Below are 12,991 nucleotides of genomic sequence, written 5' to 3' on the forward strand. Positions count from 1 at the left end.
AAAGTTAGCTGGTCTCTGTCTCTTCCTCCAAGTTCGTATTTCGACATAGTCTGTTGCATTTTGGAATATACTTTTTGGGGGATAAGCCTTTGAATAAAAATATGACAATATCAGACAAAATGCAACCAATCCTATTAAAATGATATATAGATTTTCCATTACTATATTCATGCAGTCCTCCTTGTAATCATTTTTGGAAAATAAATGGCACCAATCTATAAACAGACTGATGCCAACATGTACAATTCTTTACGAATCGGCAACCTGGCAGTCCTAGACCAATCTGTCCTTAGACCCATAGCTTTGCGTCCTCATCTTTCGATAAGTTTGCCTAGAAAATTTTGTATGATTATGTATATTAACGGAATTTCAGTTGTAATTTTACACCAAGATAAACTAATAGTCAACGTACTAATTAGGACTAAAATCTCTGTTTCTAGGATATTAGTCCCATTTTGTCTAGCATTACTTTACATAACACATATTTTCTAATCCTCAGCACCTCAATAATTGCCATAAAAGCACATTTTAGCCCTCAAACAGTGCTTTTTTTGTTTTTCTACAAAATAATAATGTATGTAACATAAACTTATCACAAATGCCAGTAAATGTCAATTATTCGATTAGATAAAATAATTTATCTAATCGAATAATTGCTCTCTGTATTAGAATAGTATGGTAATTATTTACTATTACGAAGTATACTGCGATAAAAAACTATCTCCAGCAAGGAAGGAAGCTGTCAAAATCATTATATGACAAAAAAAGACACTTTCAAACATAACGGTCGCGAGTGTCACGGGGACATGAGTGTCACGGGGACAGGTCCATCGACACACCATTGCTATTATATTGCTTCCTCGTAATGTCTGCCTCTCTTTTATCTCAGTTTTGTAAATAATAGTTAAGGATTTCTACATCAGTTGCTTTCATACCATCGCAGCCCAGCGACCAATATTTTGAAAGAATGAGAGCCCGAAGGCTCTCATATAGTTGCGTTACTTCTTACCTATCACCAAGCTTACGTTGAAGAAAAAGCTTAATTGTCGGATAGCCTTTTCCCAAACAAACCACGTAATTGCTTGGCTTCTATATTGTCAAAAGGGGTTTTGCTGTCAAATTTGCAACCGAAAAGTTCCATAAACTTGTAGTACTTGTATCAGCACCTACAGCACCTGCCTTGAGTATTTGTTTAATATCCTGAGTGCTTTTGATTAAACCGGCAGCAATTATTGGTTGCTGAAAATGCTTTCTGATTTGTTCATATACCTTCAACACCGCTACCCCTGGCATAATTTCTATAAAATCTGGTTTAGACTGACGCAAAGCATTGATTCCACTGATTACCGATGGCGTATCATGAGCAAAAATACGTTGAGCTGTCACAAGACCTTCTTTATGACCTGTCGCTACTAGTTGACCGTTAGGAGTAACAATGCCATCTACGTCGGCTTTCTCTTTTAGATACTTGATGGCAACCTTATCTCTTGCCATGCCGCCAATCATATCAACATGAACCAATACTATTTTCTTATGTTTACGCAATTGCTGACTTATTTCAACAATATTGAAAATATCGCCTGATGAAATCATTACTATTTGAACATTACTATTGATTACAGTAGGAAGCATCTCCGGTTTTTGCAGTGAAGCAACAATCGGGCACACTTGTAGTGCAGCCATAATTTTATCTTGAGGAAGCATATCATCTCTTCCTTTCGCAATTTTCAATCACTTACTATGTCTTAATTCCGGATAATAACTAATAATCCTTTTAATAATTAAGAAAAAAATTATTATATCCACACATAGCGCCAAATCAGGCGGAGTAAACTCTCCGCCTGATTTGGCTATGTTTCAGCTTAGTTGCAAAAAATTTGAGCAAATACCTCTACTGGATGTAAAGCCTTATACTTAGTGCCATGCTGAATCTGCAAACGGCAGGTTGCACACTCAGTAATAACCATATCCGGTTTATATTCATTGATGCCATCAAACAAAGCCTGACCTATTTTCATCGAAATATCATACTTTTCTTTTTTAAAGCCGTAAGTACCCGACATTCCGCAGCACCCATTATCCACATCAATAATCTCCAGACAGGGATTGCTTTTTAATAATTTTACCCATGGTTTTCCAATACCTTGGGCTTTAAGATGACAAGGCGCATGATAAGCTAACTTTCGAAAAACAGTGGTTTGTCTTTGTTCCAGTCTGTCTTGCAAAGCTACTAAAAGTTCACCCAAATCGTACGTACTGGCTGCTACCAGCTGCGCCAATTTAGCCAGCTGCTCATCCTCGCTAAAAAGGCCAGCATACCGGGATTTAAGTGTATAACCACAGCTCGTACAAGCAGTAACAATCTTCCAGCCCTTCATAACAGCATCCTTCATCGCCAAAATGTTGTTGCGGGCATCGGCTAATGCCGCCGCTTTGTCGCTAGCGGCAGGAAGACCACAACAGCCTGTTTGCGCAATTTCCACAGCGTAACCAGCCTTTTCCAAAACTTTTACCGCAGCTGCTCCTACATCAGAATCATTATACTTAATGAAACAACCAGGAAATAGAAGTATTTGCTCCTTTTCCCCTTTCTGCCGGCTGCTTCGGTCTGTACCAAGCAGTGGTTTTGCCGTATAGGCCGGCAAATTCCGTTTAGCAGTAATACCTCCCAGCGGCATAAATGGACCGGCCGCTTTGAGAGCACAATTACTTACCGAAGTCACAATTGTACTCATTTTACCCAGTAATGCGGGACGGGCAAGGAAGTAGTCGCGAATTTTTTTCACGCCTGTCTTTTTTTGCTGCGCCTTGGCTTCGGCAATGTACTCAGACACATTAACCTGATTAGGGCATATCAAGTCGCATTGTCCACACCCCAGACAATAATCCACCCAATCTAAGCTGCAATCCAGGCCTTCACGCCGGAAACGTTCAATATCAGAGCCCAACTTTTTAGGTCCCGGATAATCAGGACATACCTTTAGCACGGGACATACGGTATTGCAGTAGGAACATTTTAAACAATAATCAATAGTTAGCTTTTCTTTCTCCATACTACCTTGTCACCCCCGCTGCCAGCAGTCCTGCCCGGTAACCTGTCACTATCGCCAATGCATTACCATTTTTACACTCATAAGTCTCTAGAATATTGCCGGCACCATATACATTCGCTGCAACAGGAAGGTTGTTTTTATTTACTAATTGCAGCTGTTCGTTAACCCTGGCATCCTCCTGCAGCAATGTTTCGTTATCTTTACCTGCTCTAGTAATAGCAATACTATTTTTATTGATTCTACCTGTAGCCACAATAATGCTCTGGGCTTTAATTACACGTTTCCTGCCAGGAGTATCCAGGATTACCGCTGTACAAAGTCCGTCCTCCAACTGCAGGGCTTGCACTGGATAACCTGGGTTACTATCTACACCAGCTTGTGTTAAATATCTCTGTAAACATTGGAAAACCCTCAACCCTACCATTGATGGCGGTACTGTAACAAGCTCACCCACAGAACATCCTACCTGTTTTATGAACTCAGCGAATTCCTTTTCCTTCATTTTTGATCCGAAAATGGCTGGTAATAACAGCAAATCATTATCCCCGACCAATGGTTGAACAAGCTCTGCCAGTTGCTTCTGATTCTGTTTGTCTTCCAGATAGTTTGCTACATCCAGGCTAGTAAAGGAATGATTTTGCATCCAGGGTATTTCGATAGTAGCTGCGCTGTATTTTACTTGCATACCTAACTTTTTGACAGATGCAGAAAGCAATTCAGCTGTTAAATGCGCACTAAAGCCGCTTAAACCATGAATCCCCGTTATTATTACTTTGCTGCCGTTGACCGGCCTGCCAGCCCAGACAGAGGAGGGGGCTAGCACTACCTCTTGAAAGCCCCCCATTATATTCGGAATTAACGTACGCTCGTAAAAAGCCCCTTTATATTCGCAGCCGGCTGCCGCTGTCATGGCACTAAAGAAATCTATAGCTTCTTCCAGATAAGGCTGTTCACTGCTCATCCCCTGAATACTTACCGTTCCTCCGCCCAGAGCAAAGGTGCCCGGCCCGCTGGTTACCATTGTTACCTGGGCGCCGTTTTTTGCCGCTGCTGACGCGGCAGTGATTCCGGCCAAGCCGCCGCCAATAACTAAAACGTGCTTTCGGGTATTATCCATTATTTATCACCTAGCCCAACAAGGTTTCAATCCATCCACCATCGGTAAACACCCACTATAAAATCCCCATTCCCTTGCCAATTACAAATGATAGCGCACCACCGATAAACGGACCTACAACAGGAATCCAAGAATACCCCCAGTCGGAACCACCTTTGCCAGCGATAGGTAAAATTGCATGAGCAATACGCGGTCCAAGGTCACGAGCCGGGTTGAGAGCATACCCGGTAGGACCACCAAAACTAAGCCCCAAACCCCAAATCAGAATAGCAACCATATATGGCCCAAAACCAGCAACAAATTTGGCACCGCCACCGCTGACTTCTTGAGAAAAAATTACAAAGATCAGGAGTATCAAAAAGGTAGTGGCCAGCACTTCACAAATCAGATTAGCCGTTGTATTGCGGATAGCCGGGGCAGTGCAAAATATACTCAGTTTGCTGGCTTTGTCTTCGGTAACTTCCCAATGTGGAAGAAACATCAACCAAGTTATGCAACCACCGGCAAACCCTCCGGCCACTTGGGCCAACATAGTCATCACCGCATGTCCAGGAGCATAGACACCTACCATCATTTTGGCCAAGGTAACGGCCGGATTCAAGTCCGCTTGAGGTGCACCGGTAGCAATGGCACTAAATACACCCAACAGCACACCAAAAGACCACCCCGCCGTGACCGCGATCCAGGCACCGCCACCACCGCCGCCAACTGCCTTTGAACGTGCCAATGTCAAATTGGCACATGCGCCGCAACCAAAACTAAGTAAAACTAAGGTGCCGAAAAATTCGCCAAACAAATTTGTCATAAACAAATACCCCCCAGCCAATCAAACTTTAACTTTTTTGGCCCAGCCCATACAAAGTTGTACGGCTTCCTGCCATCCATGATAGAGATTGTCACGGTATTCAGCCGACATTTCAGGCTTAAAGGTTTGATCAATGCCCCATTGAGAGGCAATTTCATCGGTGCTTTGCCACAGTCCACTGCCCAAACCAGCTAAATAGGCTGCTCCCAATGCCGTCATTTCAGTAATTTTGGGTCTGATAACCGGAATTCCCAAAATATCAGCCTGGAACTGACAGAGCAAGCTATTCTTAACAGCTCCCCCATCTACTCTCAATTCAGACACTTCGATGGTACCGTCTTTTATTACAGCATTAATAATATCTTTCGTCTGATAGGCTAATGCCTCAAGACCTGCACGAATCAAATGGTTTCTGGTAGTACCCCTGGTAATGCCGATTATCATTCCGCGTGCATACATATCCCAATAGGGAGCACATAAGCCAACAAAAGCCGGAACCAAATAAACACCGCCGGTATCAGGTACCATAAAGCCATACCATTCCGTATCTGCCGCCGTATAAATAATTTTAGCCTCATCACGCAACCATTGAATGGTCGCACCGGAAATAAAGATAACTCCCTCCAAAGCATAACTGACTTTTCCGTCAATTCCCCAGGCAATAGTAGTGGTCAAACCATCTTTAAATATCGGCGTATTGCCGGTATTCATGACATACACACCAGCTGTACCAAAAGTATTCTTAGCCATACCGGGTTTGAAACAAGCCTGACCAAAAAGAGCGGCTTGTTGGTCGCCAGCATCCCCTCTAATCGGTATCTCAGCTCCAAAAAACGATGCGCCAGCTACCCCATAATCACCGTTTGAATCAATAACTTCGGGAAGAAGAGCCATCGGTATGTCCATCTTCCGGCAAAGTTCCTCATCCCACTCCATCCTCATAATATTGTAGAGCATGGTTCGGGAGGCATTGGAATAATCAGTCTTATGGCTTTTACCGCCTGTAAGATTCCAGATCAGCCAAGTGTCAATGGTTCCAAACAAAAGCTCTCCCTGCTCGGCTCGCTGTCGTGCCCCAGGTATTCTGTCCAAAATCCAGGGAATTTTGGACGCCGAGAAATAAGCGTCAATGACTAGACCGGTTTTTTCTCTGATCTCTTCCGTTAATCCGTCTTCAACCCACTTTTCGACAATCTCTGCTGTTTGGCGTGACTGCCAGCAAATAGCGTTATAAATGGGTTTTCCTGTGGTTTTATCCCAGATAACCGATGTTTCTCTTTGATTTGTTACACCAATTGCGCGTATTTCTTCAGGAGATATTTTTGCTTTATTAATGGCCTTACGAGCTACTTCGATCTGAGCCTCGAGTATTTCCACCGCATTATGTTCGACCCAACCCGGGGTAGGAAAGATTTGAGTAAATTCCCGGGAACAATCACCAATAATACACCCACTTTTGTCAAAAATGATCGCCCTCACGCCGGTAGTACCTTCATCAAGTGCCATAACATACTGTTTTTCCATACTCATTCCCCCCGTTCAATTATCGAGAAATTCGTAGGCAATAAGCTAACATGCATCAAGCGACGCCTGAAAGTCCAGTTGATGCTTCGTTACGCTAATCCGACTAGCGCCATGTATGCTACCACTTATAAAGCAAAGCATACATGGCAATCAGCTAGTGGATACATGCTATTTAAAATCTTTTTTCCCCATTTTCCCTAAATACAAAGCTTAGTGGCTTTATGCTTCAATATCATAAAGCTTATTGTAGTCGTCTACACCATAGATACCCCAGGTCTTGATAGCTGCAGCCAATTCAGGCTGCTTCTTGGCCGCTTCAGTAATATCAATGCCTTTCATCACAGCATCAATGGCTTGACGGAATGCAATTGATCCGGCTTTCGGCCCCATAGGATGTCCGTGAATACCAGCGCCAACCCCAATAATAATGTCATTGCCGAGGTTATCCATCAAATAGGGTACCATTCCAGGTGTTACACCACCACCGACATGGGTAAAGGTTTGTTTGATATGATACATTTTGGAGTAGCCGACATGCCATGTACGAACGAATTTTTCCTTAAGAGCGTTAAACTTAGCAGATGGAGCAACATTGAGTGACATATCGCCACCGCAAATCCGGATAAGTTTTTGGGCTACCTCGGTGCTCATTCCCTGATAAGGAGATACGGTCTGAGCTCCTCCATAGCATGTGTGGACACAAATAGGAACATTAATGTTCTTATCTTCTGCCAGCATACGCAGTCCTGAGTAGCCTACGCCAAACACATTTACCATGATAGCATTTGCACCGGCCTCAATTGCCCGGTAAGCATTGTCACGGAGACGAACTACCTCATCGGTAACATTTACGGTAAACAAAGTCATTTCGCCTTTTTCCTTATCTGCACGTTTCGCAGCCGCCATATACGCCTTGACCCGTTCTTCCAATGGCGAAAAAGCAGGACTACCGGCAATCAGTTCGTCATCCTTAATCCAATCGGTGCCACCAACAGCTGCATTGTAGAAAAGTTCGGCTCCTTCCTGAGGAGTAATGCCGGTGCAAGGTTTAATCATGTTATTTACAATAGGTCGCTGTGGAATATTCAATAATTTCCGCAAGCCGGAAATACCAAATTTCGGACCTTTAAATTGCTTTAGGAAGCTTTCTGGAAATTCCAAGTCGACTAATTTCAGATTTGGCATAGACGATATATTGCCAATAACTGTAGACAGCATTAAAGGAATATTATCATAGAAATTGACCCATGGATACGCGCACCGTAAAATAAAATACCTCGTCTGATCTTTAGGCATCTGGGCAATCAATTCATAGTTGGGAACACTGTAGATACCAATTATTTTTGCAGCGCTTCTTGCCCTAATAGCTTCCGTTTCTCCTGGAACAGCAAACCATGATCCGGAAGACTGTTCAATGGCCAAAGCAGCCGATTTAGCTACTAAATCAGCCTGGGCAGATCCCCCTACTAAATAGGTTGCTACTACATAATCATTGCTGTCAATACCTTCATTTAGAGGAAACAAACTGGGATTGTATAAATCTTTCATTTTGTCAACAACTCCTTCTTTAAATTAAGTTCGTCAATATACAACTCTTTTTTATCGAACTAATTCCCTCATCACCTCCCAAAAGTATTTTTATAGTTAAAAGCGCAAGGCTATCTTGCCGTGTCTTCCCCTAAATGGGCACAACTCAGTGCTTCGTCATATAAGTGGTGGCTTAGAAACAATTGTTGAGTTTGTTTGCCTTGCGCCACCACTTCCTGTCCCTTCCAGCGATCCTTGAGAAACTTCTTCAATTCTGCTTTGGCCTGTTCTCCCTGCCAAATTCCCTTTTCATACGCTGTTAGCATAGCTTTATAACCACAAAAATTCCCCTGGCACGTTCCCAATCCAAGCCGCGTACGGCGAGCCAGATCGCTGATCGTGCGGGCAGGTATTGTAATAACACCTTCTAAAGCCAATTCCAGCTCTGCTCTGGTTACAAACTCACATTCACATAAAATTTCTGCTTGAACCGGGTCTTTTTTTATTCGTTCCAGTAACAAGGACAAGTCACTTCCCAGACGATGTTTGACTTTTTCCAGTGCTGGTAAAGAAAGAAGCTTTTGTCCTACTAGTAAGCTGCTGTTTTTCGCCGCCGCTCTCAAAGGCAGCTTAGCGGTAGTACATTCCTTATCCACGCCCAGCTTACGGCAAACCAAATCGGTAGTTACCTCAGCCATCAGCCGGTAAGTGGTTAATTTTCCACCAAGAATAGAGACAAATCCCGCTATTTTATCTTCGCGCTCATGATCCAACAACACGTAGTTACGGCTAATTTCCCTACCACCGCCCACAGCAGCTGCTTTAGGACTATACAAAGGACGCACACCGGAAAAGGCTCTAATGATTCTTGCCTGACTTAGTCCCGGGAAAGTCACTGCCGCCAATCCCAGCATGTGATCAATTTCGCCTGGATTAATAGTCAAATTCTCTGGATGCAAAACATTTATAGACGTGGTTCCCAATATAGAAACCGGTCCGCCTGGTACGATAAGATCACAGTCTCCTGGCACTTTAAGCCTGTTTACTACACCGTGAGTAATCCGTTGATTAAAAATAACCAGACTACCCCGATTACAAACAAGATTCACCTCTATTCCCAACTGTGCCGCCACTAGAGCTCCCCACGGACCTGCGGCATTAACTACAACATCACAAGCCACGTAGTCTTCTTCACCTGTCAGGTTATCTATGAAATGTACTCCTTGTACTTTGCGGTTTTTAACCTCAACGTTAGTCACCTGGGTATACGTTTTAACGGTTGCACCCGAACGTACGGCAGCTTGAGCATTCGCTGTGGTAAGTTGGAAAACATCAATATAGGCGTCAGGAACGGTGTAGGCCCGGGTTATTTTGGTGGTAACGTTAGGTTCCCGCTCTAACACTTGCTGAGGTGACAATTCTTCAGTTTCGATTCCGGCTTTTTTACAACCGTTGACAAATTGCTTAACATATTCGGCATCATCTTCCTGCAAGTGAACAAACATGCCGCCGGTATCTTCAATACAAGTAGCGGCTATCTTTTTAAGGATGGTATTTTCCAGAATACACTCTTTTGCCGCCTCTATATCTTTGACCGAGTACCGCGCTCCACTATGCAGCAATCCATGGCATCTACCAGTAGTACCATAGGCCAAATCCTGTTTTTCAAACAGAACGGCAGGAATACCGCGTAAAGCCAAGTCACGCAAAATACCGGTACCAGTACATCCCCCGCCAATCACTACCACCTGGGTTCTCTCCACTTCTGTCTTCCCTCCTAAAAAAATAAGATCCCTATATAAACGTAAGGAATTATCCTTACGCCTATATAGGGATCTTACATATCCTCTTGATCCCGAGTACATTGGGGTCAAATCCACTAAGGAATCTATTATAACCCAAATCTACCTTTAATTTATTAAATTGTATGGTTTATGAATTTAATTATAAAATATCTTTTCAATTATTGCAAGACATAATTTTCTAAATATTCTTTTTTAGGATACTACAATAAATGAGAATCCTGGACTACTACCGCTTTCCAAAAATGGGATCTTGTGCGCCAGTCACGTCTAAGAACTATTCCCTGTAGTATTTACTACAAAACAATCTTAACTGAAAGGTCAACATATGCAAAAAGAGCTGCCAAAAAATATACTGTACGGAAAGCAACTAACTGTTATATTATATAATTAATCCATTTAGGGTTGAACTAAAATCAACTTAATCCAAGTCTGTAAAAAGGAGATATCTGGCATGAATATTACTGGAGAACAAAAACTGTTGGCCATCTTGGCGCACTTGGCTTATCTATTAGGAGGACTAGGCTTTATCATTGCCCCGTTGGTTATATTTTTAATCAAAAAAGATGACTCCTTCGTGTATGAACATGCTAAGCAGGCCTTAGTAGCTCATTTAGCGATTTTGGCTGCTTCAATAATTATCGGCATGTTATGTTTCCTGCTGATTGGGCTGCTGTTGCTTCCGGTCATGGGCATCCTTTGGCTGCTGCTGATCATAACCTCCATAATAGCCGCGGTAAGAGCTGTCGACGGCGAACTTTATGAATATCCGTTTATTCAAAGACTTGTAACTAAAGTATAAGAAATCACGGATGTTTTTGCACTTCAATGATATGGTAATTTGGCTGATTACTGAATGGGAAGAAGAGCAGACCAGTTAACTACTGGCCTGCTCTTCTTATTTTTACCCATTTCTGGTTCTCTCTCTGTTTTTATATTCTGTTTTCAATTTTTTGTCGTTGTCATGAGCGTATTTTAAAATAGAGGTATACCATTTTTCAGTTTCAGTTTCAGGTACAATCTGGGTCCATAAACTCATATCATAAGTATTGGATATTTGACGTATTATTGTCCCCGCTGAATTAAGATGAATTTGATCCAAAAGCATTAATTCCCGGTCTTTAAGGCGAAATAAATAGTGATTTAGATAGTAATCGCTCCTATCTAATTCAGTAGTTTTAATCCAGACACTAAGTAACAATTCATCTCGATAACAGTCTTTCTCATATCTGAGTGTTTCTGTGTCAAATTGACCCAATGCATCCTTACCCACATCTACAAACCGTTGCGGCTCAGCCACCGGCGCGTTCGCTAAAGCATTTGCCCATCCGAAGTTAAATAAAAATACGGTCGTAAGAATTAACATAAATTTTTTCACAGTCATGACATCACCTTTCTAAAATGCTGATAAAATATATAATCATTCTCCTCCTCACATAGTTTACCTGGAACCAAGCTCGAATTGCTATCGAAGTCACCGAAAAATTACAGAGTTTATGTGAAATTAAGTAACCGTGTCCAGTTAACAGCTAGAGATGCCTAATAAATTTATAGTACCGGCTTAAATAAATTTTGACCATATTCTTTTGACCGTTCTCTAAAAAGAGTAATATATTTCAAACGGTTACCTTGCTTTTCAACATACATCATTCTATCTGCAGCTTTAATAATTTCATTTAAATTGCCACTATCGCTAGGATTTCCAACTGACCATCCAATTGAAATACTGACCGGAATTGTTAAGTTAACCAAGTTATGCTCAGCTACCCTTTCATATATTTCCCGACATCCTTTCTGAACAACGATCGCATCACTCAACGGAATTAATACTGCAAATTCATCACCACCGATGCGGGCAACTATATCATTGTCGCCAAAACATTTTTTAATAATTTGGGCTACAGTAATTAGTAAAGTATCTCCTGCATCATGACCATAGTTATCATTAACCAGCTTAAGCCCGTCAACATCAATAGAGATGAAGCCGACCGGATTATATTGACCTGTTGACACTCGAATTAATTCTTGCTCCATATAATTACGATTATACAAACCAGTTAATATATCATGAAAACTTATGTGCAAAAGTTGCTCTTCGATTTTCTTACGTTCTGTAATATCGTTAAATAAAATTATCGTTCCTTCGAATTTGTCACTTACATCCAGCATACGGTGAAATTTTATAATATAGTTTCTCTGTTCTTGATTTGGTAACTCAAAATCCTTTTCTAATGAAAATTCCAATGCATCTCCTTGGTAAAAATCCATAAATTCAGCGTTTAACCAAGGCAAAAGATCATTCAGTTGTGGTTGTATTGATAAGGTTGAATAATATATATAGCCTGGCGATTGGTGGTTTTGCTGAAAAAGTTGGTGTGCCGCATAATTCATATTAATACAACGATTTTCATCATCTAAAAGCATAGCTGGATTCGGTATGCTTTCAAATATTGTTACGTATTTGTTTTTTTCGTTTGTTAGATTTCGATTGGTTAATTGAAGTTCTGCTATTATTGTCTCTTTTGTTTGAGCAGCCCATTCTGAACAAAAAGAAATCTCATTATGATCAAAAAAACGAGTTACCCATAGCATATAAAAGTGTCGCTGCTCCTGATCTTGAATTGATTGCATTATCAAATCAAGATATGACTGACGATAATATTTCATCAATCCCAGAAACATTTCCTGGGTAACTCCTCTTTGCCGGTGTTTTTGGGCTTCTTCTATACCAAAATAAGCCATTGGATTGTGAGCAAAATCATGGTCAACTTCAATTTCTGGAACTTGAGCATTTATAGCAATAGCGTTAAGAAGAGCTTTAGATAAACCTGTGATTGATGCTACCCAAGCTTCCTCTAAGGTTGAGGTATATTTTGTGTAATTATGCAATTTAGCGTAGTCCAAAACTCTTTTTACTAAAAAAGATTGATTATTTTCGATTAAATCGCTCAGTATTTGTATACTCAAATTTATCCCCCTCCCCATAAATACGCTATACAGCAGCTTGAATTGATACACATGCATAATTTTACTCACACTTTATTTTAATCTACAGCTATCTTCTAGTTTTGGACAATCAAGTCCTGCTATTTTTTGACATAAAATGATTAATTTTGTCATAAATTTATTATATCTTCGCCTGTTGTCCTGTAATGCCCCCATT

Annotated in this window: 10 protein-coding genes and 1 riboswitch; of the genes, 1 reads left to right on the forward strand and 9 read right to left on the reverse strand. The window is 41.3% G+C overall.

Annotation, left to right across the window (positions count from 1 at the left end; genetic code table 11):
- Positions 1 to 255: 255 nt before the first annotated feature.
- Positions 256 to 342, reverse strand: a riboswitch (cyclic di-GMP riboswitch).
- A gap of 747 nt (positions 343 to 1,089) precedes the next feature.
- The 7 genes from AC1ECB_RS16070 to glpA form a co-directional block, all read right to left on the reverse strand.
- Complete coding sequence (locus AC1ECB_RS16070) at positions 1,090 to 1,704, reverse strand: glycerol-3-phosphate responsive antiterminator (protein ID WP_485664717.1); 615 nt, start codon at positions 1,702 to 1,704, stop codon at positions 1,090 to 1,092.
- Between the two features lie 158 nt (positions 1,705 to 1,862).
- Positions 1,863 to 3,053, reverse strand: coding sequence for an anaerobic glycerol-3-phosphate dehydrogenase subunit C (locus AC1ECB_RS16075; RefSeq protein WP_485664718.1), 1,191 nt, complete (start codon positions 3,051 to 3,053; stop codon positions 1,863 to 1,865).
- A gap of 1 nt (position 3,054) precedes the next feature.
- Positions 3,055 to 4,170, reverse strand: coding sequence for an FAD-binding protein (locus AC1ECB_RS16080; RefSeq protein WP_485664719.1), 1,116 nt, complete (start codon positions 4,168 to 4,170; stop codon positions 3,055 to 3,057).
- 55 nt (positions 4,171 to 4,225) lie between these two features.
- Positions 4,226 to 4,975, reverse strand: a complete 750-nt coding sequence (locus AC1ECB_RS16085) for an MIP/aquaporin family protein (protein ID WP_485664720.1) — start codon at positions 4,973 to 4,975, stop codon at positions 4,226 to 4,228.
- Positions 4,976 to 4,996: 21 nt separating this feature from the next.
- Positions 4,997 to 6,499, reverse strand: coding sequence for a glycerol kinase GlpK (glpK, locus tag AC1ECB_RS16090; protein WP_485664721.1), 1,503 nt, complete (start codon positions 6,497 to 6,499; stop codon positions 4,997 to 4,999).
- Between the two features lie 219 nt (positions 6,500 to 6,718).
- A complete protein-coding gene (locus AC1ECB_RS16095; RefSeq protein ID WP_485664722.1) occupies positions 6,719 to 8,047 on the reverse strand; it encodes a RuBisCO large subunit C-terminal-like domain-containing protein in 1,329 nt (442 codons plus the stop codon).
- 110 nt (positions 8,048 to 8,157) lie between these two features.
- Complete coding sequence (glpA, locus tag AC1ECB_RS16100; protein ID WP_485664723.1) at positions 8,158 to 9,789, reverse strand: anaerobic glycerol-3-phosphate dehydrogenase subunit GlpA; 1,632 nt, start codon at positions 9,787 to 9,789, stop codon at positions 8,158 to 8,160.
- A 493-nt stretch (positions 9,790 to 10,282) separates the two neighbouring features.
- On the opposite strand from glpA, the gene AC1ECB_RS16105 reads away from it, so the two are divergent.
- Positions 10,283 to 10,630, forward strand: coding sequence for a DUF4870 domain-containing protein (locus AC1ECB_RS16105; RefSeq protein ID WP_485664724.1), 348 nt, complete (start codon positions 10,283 to 10,285; stop codon positions 10,628 to 10,630).
- 102 nt (positions 10,631 to 10,732) lie between these two features.
- Here AC1ECB_RS16105 and AC1ECB_RS16110 read toward each other — a convergent pair whose 3' ends face one another.
- Positions 10,733 to 11,206, reverse strand: coding sequence for a hypothetical protein (locus AC1ECB_RS16110; protein WP_485664725.1), 474 nt, complete (start codon positions 11,204 to 11,206; stop codon positions 10,733 to 10,735).
- A gap of 170 nt (positions 11,207 to 11,376) precedes the next feature.
- The gene (locus tag AC1ECB_RS16115) at positions 11,377 to 12,795 is read right to left on the reverse strand and encodes a sensor domain-containing diguanylate cyclase (RefSeq protein ID WP_485664726.1); all 1,419 of its coding nucleotides are present in this window, start codon (positions 12,793 to 12,795) and stop codon (positions 11,377 to 11,379) included.
- Positions 12,796 to 12,991: the final 196 nt, after the last annotated feature.

The sequence above is a fragment of the Sporomusa sp. 246TCP1 genome (genome assembly GCF_057319775.1).